Source organism: Pseudomonas sp. GW821-FHT02A08 (assembly GCF_059422045.1).
In genome coordinates, this window is record NZ_JBWKWD010000029.1 from 47,772 (window position 1) to 64,530 (window position 16,759).

At 60.5% G+C, this 16,759-nt stretch carries 18 protein-coding genes; 16 read left to right on the forward strand and 2 right to left on the reverse strand.

All coding sequences use genetic code 11. From position 1 onward, the window contains the following. Positions 1-70: 70 nt before the first annotated feature. Genes aroC through mtnC form a run of 5 tightly spaced genes read left to right on the forward strand, consistent with a single transcriptional unit; the run spans position 71 to position 4,214 of the window. A complete protein-coding gene (gene aroC / locus AC07W4_RS19760) occupies positions 71-1,162 on the forward strand; it encodes a chorismate synthase (protein WP_347911405.1) in 1,092 nt (363 codons plus the stop codon). 29 nt (positions 1,163-1,191) lie between these two features. After that, entirely contained in the window at positions 1,192-2,343 is a 1,152-nt protein-coding gene (locus AC07W4_RS19765; RefSeq protein WP_495033645.1) for an MFS transporter, read from the forward strand. Further along, the gene (locus AC07W4_RS19770; protein ID WP_008048417.1) at positions 2,340-2,960 is read left to right on the forward strand and encodes a methylthioribulose 1-phosphate dehydratase; all 621 of its coding nucleotides are present in this window, start codon (positions 2,340-2,342) and stop codon (positions 2,958-2,960) included. The genes AC07W4_RS19765 and AC07W4_RS19770 overlap by 4 nt, the downstream gene beginning before the upstream one ends. 20 nt (positions 2,961-2,980) lie before the next feature. Next, positions 2,981-3,526, forward strand: coding sequence for a 1,2-dihydroxy-3-keto-5-methylthiopentene dioxygenase (locus AC07W4_RS19775; RefSeq protein ID WP_008048419.1), 546 nt, complete (start codon positions 2,981-2,983; stop codon positions 3,524-3,526). Positions 3,527-3,530: 4 nt separating this feature from the next. Continuing rightward, the gene (gene mtnC, locus AC07W4_RS19780; protein WP_495033646.1) at positions 3,531-4,214 is read left to right on the forward strand and encodes an acireductone synthase; all 684 of its coding nucleotides are present in this window, start codon (positions 3,531-3,533) and stop codon (positions 4,212-4,214) included. A 108-nt stretch (positions 4,215-4,322) separates the two neighbouring features. On the opposite strand, the gene AC07W4_RS19785 is transcribed toward mtnC, so the two are convergent. Continuing rightward, the gene (locus AC07W4_RS19785) at positions 4,323-4,601 is read right to left on the reverse strand and encodes a DUF3509 domain-containing protein (protein ID WP_495033647.1); all 279 of its coding nucleotides are present in this window, start codon (positions 4,599-4,601) and stop codon (positions 4,323-4,325) included. Between the two features lie 356 nt (positions 4,602-4,957). Between AC07W4_RS19785 and AC07W4_RS19790 the strand changes: the two genes are divergently transcribed. From AC07W4_RS19790 to AC07W4_RS19835, 10 genes are all read left to right on the forward strand, one after another. Then, on the forward strand, positions 4,958-6,796 hold the full coding sequence (locus AC07W4_RS19790; protein WP_495033648.1) for a long-chain-acyl-CoA synthetase: 1,839 nt from the start codon (positions 4,958-4,960) through the stop codon (positions 6,794-6,796). Positions 6,797-6,893: 97 nt separating this feature from the next. After that, positions 6,894-7,412: an ankyrin repeat domain-containing protein gene (locus AC07W4_RS19795; RefSeq protein ID WP_495033649.1), complete on the forward strand. Its 519-nt coding sequence runs from the start codon at positions 6,894-6,896 to the stop codon at positions 7,410-7,412. A gap of 121 nt (positions 7,413-7,533) precedes the next feature. Then, on the forward strand, positions 7,534-8,064 hold the full coding sequence (locus AC07W4_RS19800) for a hypothetical protein (RefSeq protein WP_495033650.1): 531 nt from the start codon (positions 7,534-7,536) through the stop codon (positions 8,062-8,064). Between the two features lie 80 nt (positions 8,065-8,144). Continuing rightward, a complete protein-coding gene (locus tag AC07W4_RS19805; protein ID WP_046042941.1) occupies positions 8,145-8,336 on the forward strand; it encodes a PLD nuclease N-terminal domain-containing protein in 192 nt (63 codons plus the stop codon). Between the two features lie 261 nt (positions 8,337-8,597). Beyond that, a complete protein-coding gene (speE, locus tag AC07W4_RS19810; RefSeq protein ID WP_495033651.1) occupies positions 8,598-9,473 on the forward strand; it encodes a polyamine aminopropyltransferase in 876 nt (291 codons plus the stop codon). Positions 9,474-9,669: 196 nt separating this feature from the next. Then, a complete protein-coding gene (locus AC07W4_RS19815; protein WP_495033652.1) occupies positions 9,670-9,903 on the forward strand; it encodes a hypothetical protein in 234 nt (77 codons plus the stop codon). A gap of 210 nt (positions 9,904-10,113) precedes the next feature. Then, positions 10,114-10,458, forward strand: a complete 345-nt coding sequence (locus tag AC07W4_RS19820; protein ID WP_007971898.1) for a ribonuclease E inhibitor RraB — start codon at positions 10,114-10,116, stop codon at positions 10,456-10,458. Positions 10,459-10,826: 368 nt separating this feature from the next. Further along, positions 10,827-12,236, forward strand: coding sequence for a circularly permuted type 2 ATP-grasp protein (locus AC07W4_RS19825; protein ID WP_096509732.1), 1,410 nt, complete (start codon positions 10,827-10,829; stop codon positions 12,234-12,236). Between the two features lie 12 nt (positions 12,237-12,248). Next, the gene (locus AC07W4_RS19830; protein ID WP_007971901.1) at positions 12,249-13,199 is read left to right on the forward strand and encodes an alpha-E domain-containing protein; all 951 of its coding nucleotides are present in this window, start codon (positions 12,249-12,251) and stop codon (positions 13,197-13,199) included. Continuing rightward, positions 13,196-14,005 carry a transglutaminase family protein gene (locus AC07W4_RS19835; RefSeq protein ID WP_495033653.1) on the forward strand — a complete coding sequence of 270 codons (810 nt, stop codon included), beginning with the start codon at positions 13,196-13,198 and terminating at the stop codon, positions 14,003-14,005. The genes AC07W4_RS19830 and AC07W4_RS19835 overlap by 4 nt, the downstream gene beginning before the upstream one ends. 116 nt (positions 14,006-14,121) lie before the next feature. Here the strand turns inward: AC07W4_RS19835 and AC07W4_RS19840 are convergent, their stop codons facing one another. Next, a complete protein-coding gene (locus AC07W4_RS19840; RefSeq protein WP_495033654.1) occupies positions 14,122-14,943 on the reverse strand; it encodes a c-type cytochrome in 822 nt (273 codons plus the stop codon). A gap of 594 nt (positions 14,944-15,537) precedes the next feature. On the opposite strand from AC07W4_RS19840, the gene AC07W4_RS19845 reads away from it, so the two are divergent. Then, on the forward strand, positions 15,538-16,743 hold the full coding sequence (locus AC07W4_RS19845; RefSeq protein ID WP_008048443.1) for an acetyl-CoA C-acetyltransferase: 1,206 nt from the start codon (positions 15,538-15,540) through the stop codon (positions 16,741-16,743). Positions 16,744-16,759: the final 16 nt, after the last annotated feature.

The window sequence follows — 16,759 nt, forward strand, 5'->3', positions numbered from 1 at the left end:
GAACTACTTGGGTAGCCTGCGTATACTGGCGCGCATTACGTATTCAGGTTCATTTCACGGAGCGTCCTGCATGTCCGGCAATACCTACGGCAAGCTGTTCACTGTCACCACCGCGGGCGAAAGCCATGGCCCGGCGTTGGTCGCCATTGTCGATGGCTGCCCGCCGGGGCTGGAGATATCCCTTGAGGATCTGCAGCGTGACCTGGACCGCCGCAAGCCCGGCACCAGCCGCCACACCACCCAGCGCCAGGAAGCCGACGAAGTCGAAATCCTCTCCGGTGTGTTCGAAGGCCGCACCACTGGCTGCCCGATCGGTCTGCTGATCCGCAACACCGACCAGAAGTCCAAGGACTACTCGGCGATCAAGGACCTGTTCCGCCCGGCCCACGCCGACTACACCTACCACCACAAGTATGGCGAGCGCGACTACCGCGGCGGCGGCCGCAGTTCGGCCCGGGAAACCGCCATGCGCGTCGCGGCCGGTGCGATTGCGAAGAAGTACCTGGCCAGCCAGGGCATCGTCATTCGCGGCTACATGAGCCAGCTCGGCCCGATCGAAATCCCGTTCAAGACCTGGGATTCGGTGGAAGAGAACGCCTTCTTCAGCCCGGACCCGGACAAGGTGCCGGAACTGGAGGCCTACATGGACCAGTTGCGCCGGGACCAGGATTCGGTCGGCGCGAAAATCACCGTGGTTGCCGAAGGCGTGATGCCGGGCCTGGGCGAGCCGATCTTCGACCGCCTCGACGCCGAACTGGCCCATGCGCTGATGAGCATCAACGCGGTCAAGGGCGTGGAAATCGGCGCCGGCTTTGCCAGCGTCGCCCAGCGCGGCACCGAGCACCGCGATGAAATGACCCCGGAAGGTTTTCTCAGCAACAACGCGGGCGGCATTCTCGGCGGTATTTCCTCCGGTCAGCCCATCGTTGCGCACCTGGCGCTGAAGCCGACGTCGAGCATCACCACGCCGGGCCGTTCCATCGACATCCATGGCAACCCGGTGGAAGTGATCACCAAGGGCCGTCACGACCCGTGCGTCGGCATCCGCGCCACGCCGATTGCCGAGGCGATGATGGCCATCGTGCTGATGGATCACCTGCTGCGCCACCGTGGGCAGAACGCCGATGTGCGCGTGAGCACGCCGGTGCTGGGTCAGCTGTAAATGGCTGACATCATGGTCGCAGCCGTCTGATGGCGACTGCGGCGCTCCCGTACTGGCGGCTCTCCAGTTTCTATCTGTTCTATTTCGCCTTGCTCGGTTCGACAGCGCCGTTCCTGGCGCTGTATTTCGATCACCTGGGTTTCAGCGCCGCGCGCATTGGCGAGCTGGTGGCGATCCCGATGCTGATGCGCTGCGTGGCGCCGAACATCTGGGGCTGGCTGGGCGACTACACCGGTCGGCGACTGGCCATCGTGCGCTTCGGCGCAGTGTGTACGCTGCTGACCTTTTCGCTGATTTTCGTCAGCAAGACCTACGCCTGGCTGGCGATGGTCATGGCCTTGCACGCGTTCTTCTGGCACGCGGTGTTGCCGCAGTTCGAAGTCATCACCCTGGCGCACTTGCAGGGGCAGACCTCGCGCTACAGCCAGATTCGCCTGTGGGGCTCCATCGGGTTCATCATCACCGTGGTCGCGCTGGGCCGCTTGTTCGAATGGCTGAGCCTGGACATCTACCCGGCGGCGCTGGTGCTGATCCTGGCCGGCATCGTGGTCAGCAGTTTGTGGGTGCCTAACGCGCAACCGATTCAGGGTGAACGGTTGACCGGGGTGGGATTTCTCCAGCAACTGCGCAACCCCGGTGTGTTAGCGTTTTACGGTTGTGTGGCGCTGATGCAGATGAGCCACGGGCCGTATTACACGTTCTTGACGCTGCATCTTGAGCACCTGGGTTACAGCCGGGGCGTGATCGGCATGCTCTGGGCCGTTGGCGTGGTGGCCGAAGTGTTGATGTTTTTGGTCATGAGCAAGATCCTCGCGCGGTTTTCCCTGCGTCGGGTGCTGATGGCGAGTTTTCTGCTGGCGGCGTTGCGTTGGCTGTTGCTGGGTTCGCTCGCGGAGTTTCTCTGGGTGCTGTTGTTTGCCCAGGTATTGCACGCGGCGACGTTCGGCAGCTTTCACGCCGCTGCCATTTCATTCGTGCAACGTAGCTTCGGGGCGCGCCAGCAAGGCCAGGGCCAGGCGCTGTATGCCGCATTGGCCGGCACCGGCGGTGCGTTGGGCGCGTTGTATTCCGGCTACAGCTGGAATGCCCTGGGCGCGGAATGGACCTTTAGTATTGCCAGTCTCGCAGCCGTCGCGGCTGCCGTTATCATTGCCACTCGTATGCAAGAGGACAGGCCATGAGCCTTACCCGTGAACAACTCGCCCAGGAAATCATCGACGCCGGGCGTTTTCTGTATGGCCGCGGCTGGTCGCCGGCCACCAGCAGCAACTACTCGACCCGCCTGTCGCCGACCGAAGCCCTGCTGACCGTGTCCGGCAAGCACAAGGGGCAACTGGGTATGGACGATGTGCTGGCCACTGACCTGTCGGGCAACAGCCTGGAGCCGGGCAAGAAACCGTCCGCCGAAACCCTGTTGCACACCCAACTCTACAACTGGCGCCCGGAGATCGGTGCCGTGCTGCACACCCACTCGGTGAACGCCACCGTGCTGTCGCGCCTGACGCCGCAAGACTTCATCGAGTTCGAAGACTACGAACTGCAAAAGGCCTTCAGCGGTGTGACGACCCACGAATCCCGGGTGCGGGTGCCGATTTTCGACAACGACCAGGACATTGCGCGCCTGGCCGCCAAGGTGCAGCCTTGGCTCGACGCCCATCCCGATTGCGTCGGCTACCTGATCCGTGGCCACGGCCTGTACACCTGGGGCGCGCGCATGAGCGATGCCCTGCGGCAGATCGAGGCCTTTGAATTTTTGTTCGAGTGCGAGTTGAAGGTGCGCTCGCTCTTTAAAGCATGAACCGTTAAGGAGTTGCCCTGATGAGCAGCCTGTCCGTCTATCACGTCTCCAGCCCTGAAATTCCCAACAAGGTGCTGACCCATTTCGAAGACATCGTCTCGACCCTGGCCGAGCAGGGCGTACGTTTCGACCGCTGGCAAGCGGCGGCGAAGATCCAGCCGGGTGCCAGTCAGGAAGAAGTGATCGCCGCCTACCGGGAGCAGATCGACCAACTGATGACCGAGCGCGGTTACGTCACTGTCGACGTGATCAGCCTCAACAGCGATCACCCGCAAAAAGCCGAATTGCGCGCCAAGTTCCTCAACGAACACCGCCATGGCGAAGACGAAGTACGATTTTTCGTCGCCGGTCGTGGCCTGTTTACCCTGCACATCGACGATTACGTCTACGCGGTGCTGTGCGAGAAAAACGACCTGATCTCGGTGCCGGCCGGTACCAGGCACTGGTTCGACATGGGCGAACATCCGCATTTCGTCGCGATCCGTCTGTTCAACAACCCGGAAGGCTGGGTGGCCAATTTCACCGGCGAAGACATTGCCAGCCAATTCCCGCGTCTGGAGGACTGAGTCGATGCCGATCAAAGCGATTCTCACTGACATCGAAGGCACCACCAGCGCGGTGAGTTTTGTGTTCGACGTGCTGTTCCCCTATGCCGCCAAACACTTGCCGGCGTTTGTCCGTCAGCACGCCGAACGCGTCGATGTGGCGGAGCAACTGGCTGCCGTGCGCCGCGACAGCAACGAACCGGACGCCGACGTCGAGCGGGTCATCGAGATCCTGTTGGGCTGGATCGCTGAAGACCGCAAGGCCACGCCGTTGAAGGCGTTGCAGGGCATGGTCTGGGAACAGGGCTATCAGACCGGGCAATTGAAGGGGCACGTGTACCCGGACGCCGTTGACGCGCTCAAGCGCTGGCATCGGGACGGCTTTCAACTGTTTGTTTATTCGTCCGGTTCGATCCAGGCCCAGCGGCTGATTTTCGGCTGCTCGGAGGCGGGGGATCTGACACCGCTGTTCAGCGGTTATTTCGATACGACGTCAGGGCCTAAGCGCGAGGCGCAGTCCTACGCCAACATCACCCAGGCGATCAACATCGAGGCGGGGCAAATTCTGTTTCTGTCGGACATCGTCGAAGAGCTCGACGCGGCGCGCTTGGCAGGAATGGCCACTTGCGGCCTGGCTCGAGAAGGCGGGGAACTGGTGGGGCACGTCACCGTGGACAGCTTTGCGCGGATAAATCCCGCTAATTTCTAAACGCCACAAACCCCTGTGGGAGCGGGCTTGCTCGCGAAAGCGGAGTGTCAGTTAACATCAATGTTGAATGACACCCCGCTTTCGCGAGCAAGCCCGCTCCCACATTTTTTACAGCGAGTGATAAGTCGGCAAGGCAAACCGTTGCTGGCTTTGCAGCATGGAAATCTGCGGCAGTTCACTGGCTTGTTCGGCGAGGTCGCGGCGAATCGCGCTGATCACCCACGTCAGTTGGTCGCCATTGTGCAATTGCTGGTAGGAAATCGAGCGCTTGAACACTTTGCCTTCGCCGCCGCTCAGGGTCAGCAGGATCCCACCGTCGGGGCGGTCTTGGGTGGTGACTTCGAAGTTGGCGAACAGGGACGAAAATTTTTCCTGAATCAGGTTCATGTCTTTCAGCTCCGTTGGCTCTTGAATGGCAAGCATACGGAGAGGAGTGCAGTGATTGTGCCAGCCTTGGTTGTTTGTAAATAACCTTATAAAACAGCAAGTTGGTATCTTTGGTGATTTTTGCTTTCGTGCATTCTGCATGAACGGCCATTGTGCATCCTGCATTTTGCGAGGTCGTTCGGCACTTCGATGGAACCATTGTGTGTGCGGGGGTTCACGATTGGCCCGGATCAATCGCAGATCAAGATCGCGGATACAAAACATTTCAAAAACCGCGTGTACAGCTCAAGAACCGTTGACGTATTTTCGGGCTCAGTCATCGCAGCCCGACAATAAAAAGATCGAACGGGAGCATCATGAGCCGCACGTCGAACGACACGATTACCTGGAGCATGATGCTCCGCAAGCTGCCTTCCATCGCCAAGGCCATCCCCCGGGTGGTAAAGGGCATGAAGGCCGCCAACGTCAAGGACCCGGCCCAAGCGTGTGGTTTGGGCTGGAGTTTCGAGCAAGCCACGCTGCGCAACCCGGATGGCCCGGCGCTGTTGCAAGGCGACGTAACGCTCAGTTACTGCGAAGTCAACCAATGGGCCAATCGAATCGCCCATCACCTGATCGGCCAAGGCATCGGCAAGGGTGATGTGGTGGCGGTCTTCATCGAGAACCGCCCGGAACTGCTGGTGACGATTCTGGCGGTGGCCAAGGTCGGCGCGATCAGTGCGCTGCTCAATACCTCGCAGACCCGCGATACCCTGGTGCACAGTGTGAACCTGGTGGCGCCGGTGGCGATCATTGTCGGCGAGGAACTGGTCCCGGCGTACCTGGCGGTGCGTGACCGGGTGTCGATCAAGGCTGACCGAACCTGGTTCGTCGCCGATCAGGACACCTCGCGCCAACCGGGTATCGCGCCTGAAGGTTTCGTCAACCTGATGACCGCCAGTCTCGACGACGCCAGCGACAACCCGGCCAGCAGCCGGCAGATTTTCTTCGACGATCCCTGTTTTTATATCTACACCTCGGGCACCACGGGGCTGCCCAAGGCTGGCGTGTTCAAGCACGGACGCTGGATGCGCAGCTCGGCGAGCTTCGGCATGATCGCCCTGGACATGCGCCCCGAGGATGTCGTCTATTGCACCTTGCCGCTGTACCACGCCACGGGCCTTTGCGTGTGCTGGGGTTCGGCCGTCAGTGGTGCCAGCGGGTTCGCCATCCGTCGCAAATTCAGCGCCAGTCAGTTCTGGAACGACGCGCGCAAGTACCGGGCGACCACCATCGGTTATGTCGGCGAATTGTGCCGCTACCTGGTCGATCAACCGCCCAGCGCCGACGACAGTCGGCACGATGTGAAAAAAATGATCGGAAACGGCTTGCGTCCCGGTGCCTGGAGCGAGTTCAAGACCCGCTTTGCGGTCAATCACATCTGCGAGCTGTACGCCGCCAGCGACGGCAACATCGGTTTCACCAACATTCTCAATTTTGACAACACCATCGGTTTTTCCCTGATGTCCTGGGAGCTGGTCGCGTATGACCATGACAGCGGCGCGCCGATACGTCAGGCCAATGGCCTGATGCGCAAGGTTGCCAAGGGCGAGCAGGGGTTGTTGCTGGCAAAAATCGACGACAAGGCACCCCTGGACGGCTACACCGATCCGCAGAAAACCGCCAAGGTCGTGCTTGAGGATGTGTTCGAAAAGGGTGACCGCTACTTCAACACCGGCGACCTGTTGCGCAACATCGGCTTCGGGCATGCGCAGTTTGTCGACCGCCTGGGCGACACCTACCGCTGGAAAGGTGAAAACGTCTCGACCACGGAGGTTGAAAACATCCTCCTGCAACATCCGCTGATTTCCGAAGCCGTGGCCTATGGCGTGGAAATCCGCAACACCAATGGCCGGGCCGGGATGGCGGCGATCACGCCTGCCGAATCCCTGGCAACCCTGGACTTCAGTGAACTGCTAGCCTTCGCCCGCGAGCAAATGCCGGCCTATGCGGTGCCATTGTTCCTGCGGGTGAAAGTGAAAATGGAAACCACCGGGACTTTCAAATATCAAAAGACCCGACTCAAGGACGAGGCCTTCGATCCGGGTAAAACCGGCGATGACCCGATTTATGCCTGGCTGCCGGGGACGCAGACTTACGTGCAGGTCACGGAGCAGTTGTTGTCCGATATTCACGGCGGCAAATACCGCTATTGAATCTGGCTATGGTGGCCCATGAGAAAAAACAAGTGACAGTGCCGGGGGCGCTCGGGAAACTGTCGGCTTTTACGAATGACAGAAAAGGGAGTGCCCAATGTCAGACAAAAGCCGCCAGATGACCCCCGAAGAAGCCGCTGAATTCACCGAACAGGTATTCAACAAGGCACGGGAGGGCGATGCGGCGATGATGGCCGCGCTGCTGACCAAGGGTTTGCCGCCGAACCTGCGTAATCACAAGGGCGATACCTTGCTGATGCTGGCCGCGTATCACGGTCATGTGGACACGGTAAAAGTCCTGCTGGAGCACAAGGCCGACCCGGAGATCCGCAACGACAACGGCCAGAGCCCGATTGCCGGCGCCGCCTTCAAGGGCGACCTGGCGGTGATCAAGGCCTTGGTCGATGGCGGTGCCCAGATTGAAGGCTCTTCCTTCGATGGCCGCACGGCGCTGATGATGGCGGCGATGTTCAACCGCGTCGAAGTGGTCGACTACCTGATCAGCAAGGGCGCCGACCCGAAAGCCAAGGACGCCAATGGCATCACCGCGCTGGAAGCGGCTAAAACCATGGGTGCTTCCGATACGGTTGCGCAGCTGGAAAAACTGCTGGGTTGACGTTGAGCCCTGTGGCGAGGGGGTGTGTGGCGAGGGATTGCATCGCCACAGGTCCGCATATCACTCATTAATGCGCTATCCTTCGCGCCCTCAAAATTCACCTCGCTACAGGATCCTCCCCATGAAAGCCGCACTCGTCGAACTCATCAGCAAAATCAGCTCCGGGTGCATGGGTGAAGACGAAATCCTCAAGGTCGCGGACGAAGCGGCCCAGGCCTACGCCGATGCCGAGGCTTTCCTGACGGCCAATCCGGACATCAACTACGACGAAACCTTCCCGATCCCGCTGGGTGAGTGGGTGGTGGTCGGCAGCCTGCCGGAAACGGTACTGTTCCAGGCTGACACCTACATGGACCTGTTCGCGCAGATCGTCGCCTCGTTCGGCCCGGGTGTGGAGTTCAATCTCAAGCCCAAGCAACTGGCCAAGACCGAAGCCCTGACCGCGCTCAACCGCATCCAGGTGCAGATGAGCAGCATGAACAAGGAAAACGGTGGCTACACGCTGATGAACTTCAGCCAGTTGCTCGATGACGAGTTGCAGGTGGTCCTGGTCTACGGCAATGACCTGCCACGTGTGCTGCAATTGTGCGCCGAAGTCGGCATCGCAGCCGCGCCCTCCCTGGAAGCCCTGAAAGTGGCGATCCACGTCTGATCCAGACACTGTCAATAAAAAGGAATCCTCGTGGCGACCGTCTATCCTGAGGGGGCATATCACTCTTTGGGAGCGTCACCATGGGTTCCACGTTCAACAGCCTGGTTGCCTTGATCATTTTTGTCCTGGATATCTGGGCGATCATCAATGTTTTCAAAAGTAGCGCCGAGACCGGGATGAAAATCCTCTGGGTACTGCTGATCGCGCTGTTGCCGGTGCTGGGACTGATCATCTGGGCCATTGCCGGACCGCGGGGCAACGTCAAGCTCTGACGGGTTTCCCACAAACAACACCGACCCTGTGGGAGCGGGCTTGCTCGCGAAGAACGATTACGCGGTTCGCCGCCAGACCGAGTTGCCTGCTTCGCGAGCAAGCCCGCTCCCACAGGATTGTGGCAAGTCGAACAAGTGAGGTTCGACCTGTCATGTTCCGCGACGTAGAATGCGCGCCTTTCCCGGTCAATCGAGATGCTCGATTGGCCATCATGGGCGGGTAACCGTCCGTTGCCACCCGCATTCATCGGAGCACTTCCCATGAGCAACACCCCGACCAGCGACTACCTGGAAACCCTCTACGAAGGCTACGGCCAGCGTTTTCGCATGGAAAAACTGCTGCACGAAGTGCGCACCGAACACCAGCACCTGGTGATCTTCGAGAACCCGCGCATGGGCCGCGTGATGGCGCTGGACGGCGTGATCCAGACCACCGAAGCCGACGAATTCATCTACCACGAAATGCTGACCCATGTACCGATCCTGGCGCACGGTGCTGCCAAACGCGTGCTGATCATCGGCGGCGGTGACGGCGGCATGTTGCGTGAAGTGGCCAAGCACGGCGGCGTCGAACACATCACCATGGTCGAGATCGACGGCACCGTGGTCGACATGTGCAAGGAATTCCTGCCGAACCACTCCAAGGGCGCATTCGATGATCCACGCCTGAACCTGGTGATCGACGACGGCATGCGTTTCGTCGCCACCACCACTGAAAAGTTCGACGTGATCATTTCCGACTCCACCGACCCGATCGGACCGGGTGAAGTGCTGTTCTCGGAAAACTTCTACCAGGCCTGCCACCGCTGCCTGAACGAAGGCGGCATTCTGGTGACCCAGAACGGCACGCCGTTCATGCAGATCGAAGAAGTGAAGACTACCGCCGGCCGCCTGCGCAGCCTGTTCCCGGACTGGCACTTCTACCAGGCCGCCGTGCCGACCTACATCGGTGGCTCGATGACTTTCGCCTGGGGCGCCACCAATACCGCTTATCGCAAGTTGTCCCGCGAAACCCTGCAACAGCGCTTCACGGGCAGCGGCATCGTCACCCGCTACTACAATCCTGAAATCCACATCGGCGCCTTCGCCTTGCCGCAATACGTGTTGCAGGCGGTGAACAAGCCAAGCAACGACTGATCTTTCAGTCCACGCACCAAACCTGTGGGAGCGGGCTTGCTCGCGAAGAGGGTGTGTCATTTGACAGAGTTGCTGGCTGACACACCCTCTTCGCGAGCAAGCCCGCTCCCACACTGTATTGCGGCGGAACAATTAGCCAGCTAACAAGGTCGAGATAGAGGTAAGCCCATCCATGGGTTTTATCGAGGAGGCACCAATGCAAAAGTGGAGAGTCACTTTCGTGGATGATCATGGCGAAACCATCAACGAAGTCTTTGAGTGCACCGAGCGCCCGGACTACGAGCGTGCCGCCAAGCTCATCAAGGCCCGGTTGCTTCCTGTCGCCGCCGAACTGGATCTGAACGATCTGGAAGGGCGGACCGCTGATGCGTGCGTCAAAGAGCTCAAGTTCCAGAACAGCATTCAAATACTCGGCATTACTCCAATCTGAACGACACCTGTCGCATTCACATCCAGACCTTGGCAGAGGCTCTATCTTGAGGCTACTCTGCAAGCGAGATCAGCGAATGAATCGCTAAGGTCTGGTCTTGTCAGCTCCATGCTTGTTTCCCGCCGGCACATCGGTTGCCGTCGCTCGCGCTGTTCGGTTGCGGGTGAGGGAGTACGGAAAGTCTATCCATCGTTTTGAGGAGGACGTTTCATGAGCACAGCCTATCAAGAAGACATCAGCAGCAGCGTGTTGCGCCGCATGAAAGAAGGCGGTTTTGATTTTTCGCGGTTTCATCCCATCGAGTTCTACGCCATTTTCCCGGACGAGGAGCGGGCACGCAGGGCGGCAGGTCATTTCCACCGTGGTGAATCCCTGGATGCTCAAGTCAGTGTGCGCGACGACGGCGCCTGGGCGCTGGAGTTGTGCAAGGTCATGTATGCCACCTACGACGATATCGGCGACTTCGAACAGGGTTTCGAAGCAGTGGTCGAGCCTCTGGGCGGCATCATCGAAGGCTGGGGTGTGAAACAGGAGGTACGAGGGCGACTCGCATAACCTTATGAACAGTGACAACCAGAAATGACGGCTGACCTTCGGGTTGGCCGTTTTCATTTGTGGGCGCTGGACACCTGCAAAAAAAAGCCGCCAGGGCAGGCGGCTAAAAGGGAAGTCCGGTGAGCTTTTCAGCGAATGCCTGGATTATCCGCACCCGTTGTCGGGCAGTGAAATCAACTCTGGCTATGCTGGTGATAGGCGACCACCACGCCTTGCAATGAAGCGGGGGCGATCAGGTTGGGGCATTTACCGCACAGGATTGGTGCGGTGCGTGCGCGTTGATTATCCAACCGATTGAAATCTAAGCGTTTATGCCGCTGGCACGGGCCTTGCGAAGGTCTGGACGTCCGAGTGACAAGGAGTACGGCATGATCCGCACCTATTTTGATGAGATGTACGATGCCGGCGGCCAGGTCCGCCCGCATTATCGGGAGTTTGCCCGTTGGCTGGCCGAGACGCCTGACGAGCTTCTGGCACAACGGCGACGCGAGGCCGATCTGCTGTTTCATCGCGCCGGGATTACCTTCACGCTCTACGGGGACGAGCAGGGCACAGAGCGCCTGATTCCCTTCGATACCATCCCCCGCAGCATCCCCGCCAGTGAATGGCGGGTCGTCGAGCGCGGCTGCATCCAGCGGGTCAAGGCGTTGAACATGTTCCTCGCCGATCTCTACCACGAGCAGCGCATTATCAAGGCCGGCATCATTCCGGCCGAGCAGGTGTTGGCCAACGAGCAGTACCAGTTGGCGATGCAAGGGCTGGATCTGCACCGCGATATCTACTCGCACATCTCCGGCGTCGACCTGGTGCGCGACGGCGACGGCACCTACTACGTGCTCGAAGACAATCTGCGAACACCGAGCGGCGTCAGCTACATGCTCGAAGACCGCAAGATGATGATGCGCCTGTTCCCCGAGCTGTTCGCGGCGCAACGCATCGCCCCCATCGACCACTACCCGAACCTGCTGCTCGACACCCTGAAAAGCTCAAGCCCGATCGATAACCCGAGCGTGGTGGTGCTGACGCCGGGGCGTTTCAACAGTGCGTTCTTCGAACATGCGTTCCTGGCGCGGGAAATGGGCGTGGAACTGGTGGAGGGCGCGGACCTGTTCGTGCGTGACGACAAAGTCTACATGCGGACCACCGACGGGCCGAAAGCGGTCGACGTGATTTATCGTCGACTAGACGATGCGTTCCTCGATCCTCTGGCGTTCAACCCGGAATCGATGCTCGGCGTACCGGGGCTGCTGTCGTCCTACCGTTCCGGCAACGTGGTGCTGGCTAATGCCATCGGCACGGGGGTGGCGGACGACAAGTCGGTGTATCCGTTCGTTACCGACATGATCCGTTTCTATCTGGACGAAGAGCCGATCCTGAAGAACGTTCCTACGTGGCAATGCCGTAATCCATCTGAGCTTTCCCACGTACTGGCCAATCTTCCAGAACTGGTGGTCAAGGAAACCCAAGGCTCCGGCGGGTACGGAATGCTGGTGGGGCCGGCGGCGACGGCAGCGGAAATCGAAGCCTTCCGCGCGCGGATCATCGCCAAGCCCCATGCCTATATCGCGCAACCGACGCTGTCGCTGTCGACCTGCCCGACCTTTGTCGAAAACGGCATTGCGCCACGCCATATCGACTTGCGGCCGTTTGTCCTGTCGGGTCGTGAAACCCGGGTCGTGCCCGGCGGCTTGACCCGTGTCGCCCTGCGCGAAGGCTCCCTGGTGGTCAACTCCTCCCAGGGCGGCGGAACCAAGGACACCTGGGTGGTCGAGGATTAAAGGAAGCCTGTCATGTTAAGTAGAACTGCCTCGGATTTGTATTGGATGTCGCGTTACCTGGAGCGGGCGGAAAACCTCGCACGGATGCTCGACATCAGCTATTCGCTGTCGCTGATGCCGCAAGACGGTCGTGGTGACGGTTTGCACGAGTTGGCCATGCCGCTGTTGATTACCGGCACCCTGGACGATTACCTGGAGCGCCATGGCGAACTGCATGCCGAACGGCTGCTGCATTTTTTCGCCCTGGATGCGGCCAACCCCGCGAGCATCTACAGCTGCCTCGGTGCCGCGCGGGCCAGCGCCCATGCGGTGCGTGGGCGCATCACTGCCGACATGTGGGAAAACATCAACGCCACCTGGCTGGAAATTCGCGGTATCGCCGAACAGGGCCTCAGTCGCTACGGCATGAGCCGTTTCTGCGAGTGGATCAAGGAGCGTTCCCACCTGTTCCGGGGCGCGTCCTACGGCACCATCATGCGTAACGATGCGTTTCGCTTCATTCGCCTGGGGACCTTTATCGAACGGGCGGACAACACCTTGCGCCTGCTCGATGCCCGCTACGAAATGGCCGGCGACCAGGCCGAAGCGGTCAGCGATGGCACCGCTCACGCGTATTACCAATGGAGCGCGTTGCTGCGGGCGTTGTCGTCGTTCGAGGCCTATACGGAAATCTACCGCGACGCTCCCGGCGCCCGGCATGTCGCCGAGTTGCTGTTGCTGCGGGCCGATGTGCCGCGATCCCTGCGCGCCTGCACCGAAGAAATCGACCAGATCCTCGCGCAATTGCCGGGGGCCAACGGTCGCCCCGCACAACGCCTGGCGGCAGAAATGGACGCACGCCTGCGCTACACCGGCATCCATGAAATTCTCGAAGAAGGCCTGCACGCCTGGCTGACCGAGTTCATCCCGCTGGTGCGCCAGTTGGGTAACGCGATTCACAGTTCTTATCTGGAGGCGGCATGAGACTTTCCATTAGCCACGAGACCACCTATCACTACGAAGACAAGGTGCGGGCGAGCATCCAGTACCTGCGCCTGACTCCCCACGACAGCGAGCGCCAGCACGTGCTCAGCTGGCAGCTCGACCTGCCGCGTCCGGTGCGGGCGCAGCTCGATCCGTTCGGCAACATCCTGCATGTGCTGACCATGGACGAGCCCCACGAGGCGATCATCATCGGCGCCCGTGGCCAGGTCGATATCGACGAAATGCGTGAGGCCGAGCACGAGAGCCAGTCGGCGCTGCCGTTTCTGCGCTTTACCCGTTTGACCGAAGCCGACGCCGCCCTGCGGGCGTTTGCCGAGAAGGAATGCAAGCAGCGTCGCGATCGCACGGCGCTGATCGATTTGATGCACGGCCTCAACCAGCATATGACTTACACGCCGGGCTCTACTGAGGTCGACACCAGCGCGGCCCAGGCGTTTGCCGGACGCGCCGGCGTGTGTCAGGACCACACCCACGCGTTTCTCGCCTGCACCCGCAGCCTGGGCATTCCGGCGCGTTATGTGTCGGGTTACCTGTACAGCGAAAACAGCGAACACCTGGCCAGTCACGCCTGGGCCGAAGCCTGGCTGGATGACGCCTGGTACAGCTTCGACGTGACCAATGAACTGGCCCGGCCGGAACGCCACCTGAAACTGGCGGTGGGCCTGGATTACCTGGATGCCTGCCCGGTGCGCGGGATGCGCCGGGGCGGAGGGTGTGAGCAAATGCACGCCAAGGTGCTGGTCTCACCGACGCCCGCGCCGGTGATTTCGGTGCAGCAGCAGTAGAATCGGGGATACCGCTTCGCGAGCAAGCCCGCTCCCACATTGGAATTGCTGTGCGCCGCAGATCAAATGTGGGAGCGGGCTTGCTCGCGAAGAGGCCGGTCCATGCAGCACAAGTCTTAGGGCTTCACCTTGCGCCCGACCATATGTTGCAGATACACCACCAACATCCCCAGATCCCCATCCGGCAACACCTCGGCCGAGAACCCGGGCATCTTCGCCTGCGGCCACTGGCGCAAGCTCTGTGGATCGCGAATGTAGCGCTTGAGAAAGTCCGCGCCGAAGTATTCGGTCGGGTTGTACGGAATATTCAGGTCCGGCCCGAATTGCGCATCCCCGGCGCCATTGAGTCGATGGCAGGCCAGGCAGTTTTTCTGGAACAGCGCAAAACCCTTGTTCACCGGATCATCCGCCTTCAAGACCGGATCGGGCAGCAGGGCAGGGAAGCGCTCGGCCACGGGCGCCAGGCGTTTGATGCTCGCCACCTGGAACGGCCATTGTTCGGGGCTGATGTTGCCAGCCTGCGGGTTGCTCCAGACCAGATAGAACGGCCCGGCGCCCGGCTTGCCTTCCGATAGCGGCGGCCAGGGTTTGGCCGGGTCTTCAATCGCCAGCCACGCCTGTGCCCCCTGGGTATTGAGCAACGGCGCCGCGGTCATTTCGGCGGCAAAGCCATCCAGGGCCACGGCTTGCAGATGGTCTTCAGGCTTGATGCCGGTCAGCAGTGCGGACAGCGGCACGGCGCGGTAACTCATGTCCCGTTTGTAGGAAACGTCGTTGCTGATGTCGATGGTTTGAACCTGAGGATGCTTGAGCAATTGCTCGGTCTGCCAGGTGCGACTGTTCGCGCCCAGTTCCAGGTTCAGCTGTGCGGCATACAGGGGCGAGCCGAACAGCATGGCCCCGAGCAGAATGAGCATTTTCAAGTGATCGCCGTCCATGTCGTGTGCAAGTGCCGCAAGATTGGCACAGCCACGCTGGCCCGGGTAGCGGGCCAGTCACATTTTGAGAGTGGCAATTCAAAAACCGTGACGCCGTATCTTTTAGACGCGACTAGCCGATGACTTTGGTCAGATTCGGCAATATCAACAACAGCGTGGTGGCGAAAAGGATGAGCCCGGCTTGACGTACTTTCGATTGTTTGAACATGGCTTGACCGCCTTTTTTGTTATTTCCTGATGCCTGCCCGCATAGCTCCATGATGGCAGCGCGTTGCACTTCCTGTAGTGACGAGCGCCTCGGCAAAACCCGACGACAACTTCGTACAAGTTCACCTTAGAGCCCGCGCTGCGCTTGGTTTAGATCCATTTAGTATGGTGTTGTTACGATTTGCTTTAAAAAAGGCATGAGGCCTATTGCCAGCTTCTTTGGCGCCCGTTGGCTAGACAGCTTGGGGTCCTGAATGGTAGCTGACTACCGTCCGTCTGAGCGTGAGCGTCAACGTCTGTGAGCGCTGCGGTCATTGAATCAAACGCGGCTCGGGCCAAGAGTGGGCACTCGGTATTTACCCACCTGCATTGCGGTTCGAGGACGTCATGACCCAAGCATTGATTTTCGACGCGTTACGCACGCCCCGTGGTAAAGGCAAGGCCGATGGCGCCTTGCACAGCGTCAAACCGGTGAACCTGGTTGCCGGTTTGCTCACCGCACTGCAGCAGCGCACGGCGCTGGACACCAGCCAGGTCGATGACGTGGTGCTCGGCTGCGTGACACCGATCGGCGATCAAGGTTCCGACATCGCCAAGACCGCCGCTCAGGTGGCCGACTGGGATGTCAGCGTGGCGGGGGTACAGATCAACCGTTTCTGCGCTTCAGGGCTGGAGGCTGTGAATCTCGGCGCAATGAAAGTGCGCTCCGGCTTCGAAGACCTGGTGGTGGTCGGTGGTGTCGAGTCGATGTCCCGGGTGCCGATGGGCAGCGATGGCGGGGCCTGGGCGCTGGACCCGGCGACCAACCTGCACAGTCACTTCACGCCACAGGGCGTGGGCGCCGACCTGATCGCCACCCTTGAAGGCTTCAGCCGTCAGGATGTCGATGCCTACGCCCTGCATTCCCAGCAAAAGGCTGCGCGGGCGCGGGCCGACGGTTCGTTCAACAAGTCGCTGGTGCCGGTGCAGGACCAGAACGGCATCATCCTGCTCGATCACGATGAGTTCATCCGCGCCGAATCGACCCTGGAAGGCCTGGGCAAGCTCAAGCCAAGTTTCGAGATGATGGGGCAGATGGGCTTCGATGCCACCGCGCTGCGGGTCTACAGCCATGTCGAGCGGATCAACCATGTGCACACCCCCGGCAACAGTTCCGGGATTGTCGATGGCGCGGCGCTGATGCTCATCGGCTCTGAAGCCAAGGGCCGGGCGCTGGGTTTGCAGCCCCGGGCGCGGATTGTCGCCACGGCAGTCACCAGCACCGATCCGACCATCATGCTCACCGGCCCCGCGCCGGCGACCCGCAAGGCGTTGGCCAAGGCCGGGCTGCGGGTCGAAGACATCGATCTGTTCGAGGTCAACGAGGCGTTCGCTTCGGTGGTGTTGAAATTCATCAAGGACATGGCCGTCGATCCGGACAAGGTCAATGTCAACGGCGGCTCAATCGCCATGGGCCACCCGCTGGGCGCCACCGGTTGCGCCATTCTCGGCACGCTGCTCGATGAACTGGAAGCCCGACGCCTGCGTTATGGTCTCGCGACCCTGTGTGTCGGCGGCGGCATGGGCATTGCCACCATCATCGAACGCCTCTGAGCCCGGACTTCAAGGA

Bases quoted from the DNA above. Each gene is read 5' to 3' on its own strand.
- aroC (WP_347911405.1), top strand. From the start codon at position 71: ATGTCCGGCAATACCTACGGCAAGCTGTTCACTGTCACCACCGCGGGC.
- AC07W4_RS19765 (WP_495033645.1), top strand. From the start codon at position 1,192: ATGGCGACTGCGGCGCTCCCGTACTGGCGGCTCTCCAGTTTCTATCTG.
- AC07W4_RS19770 (WP_008048417.1), top strand. From the start codon at position 2,340: ATGAGCCTTACCCGTGAACAACTCGCCCAGGAAATCATCGACGCCGGG.
- AC07W4_RS19775 (WP_008048419.1), top strand. From the start codon at position 2,981: ATGAGCAGCCTGTCCGTCTATCACGTCTCCAGCCCTGAAATTCCCAAC.
- mtnC (WP_495033646.1), top strand. From the start codon at position 3,531: ATGCCGATCAAAGCGATTCTCACTGACATCGAAGGCACCACCAGCGCG.
- AC07W4_RS19785 (WP_495033647.1), bottom strand. From the start codon at position 4,601: ATGAACCTGATTCAGGAAAAATTTTCGTCCCTGTTCGCCAACTTCGAA.
- AC07W4_RS19790 (WP_495033648.1), top strand. From the start codon at position 4,958: ATGAGCCGCACGTCGAACGACACGATTACCTGGAGCATGATGCTCCGC.
- AC07W4_RS19795 (WP_495033649.1), top strand. From the start codon at position 6,894: ATGTCAGACAAAAGCCGCCAGATGACCCCCGAAGAAGCCGCTGAATTC.
- AC07W4_RS19800 (WP_495033650.1), top strand. From the start codon at position 7,534: ATGAAAGCCGCACTCGTCGAACTCATCAGCAAAATCAGCTCCGGGTGC.
- AC07W4_RS19805 (WP_046042941.1), top strand. From the start codon at position 8,145: ATGGGTTCCACGTTCAACAGCCTGGTTGCCTTGATCATTTTTGTCCTG.
- speE (WP_495033651.1), top strand. From the start codon at position 8,598: ATGAGCAACACCCCGACCAGCGACTACCTGGAAACCCTCTACGAAGGC.
- AC07W4_RS19815 (WP_495033652.1), top strand. From the start codon at position 9,670: ATGCAAAAGTGGAGAGTCACTTTCGTGGATGATCATGGCGAAACCATC.
- AC07W4_RS19820 (WP_007971898.1), top strand. From the start codon at position 10,114: ATGAGCACAGCCTATCAAGAAGACATCAGCAGCAGCGTGTTGCGCCGC.
- AC07W4_RS19825 (WP_096509732.1), top strand. From the start codon at position 10,827: ATGATCCGCACCTATTTTGATGAGATGTACGATGCCGGCGGCCAGGTC.
- AC07W4_RS19830 (WP_007971901.1), top strand. From the start codon at position 12,249: ATGTTAAGTAGAACTGCCTCGGATTTGTATTGGATGTCGCGTTACCTG.
- AC07W4_RS19835 (WP_495033653.1), top strand. From the start codon at position 13,196: ATGAGACTTTCCATTAGCCACGAGACCACCTATCACTACGAAGACAAG.
- AC07W4_RS19840 (WP_495033654.1), bottom strand. From the start codon at position 14,943: ATGGACGGCGATCACTTGAAAATGCTCATTCTGCTCGGGGCCATGCTG.
- AC07W4_RS19845 (WP_008048443.1), top strand. From the start codon at position 15,538: ATGACCCAAGCATTGATTTTCGACGCGTTACGCACGCCCCGTGGTAAA.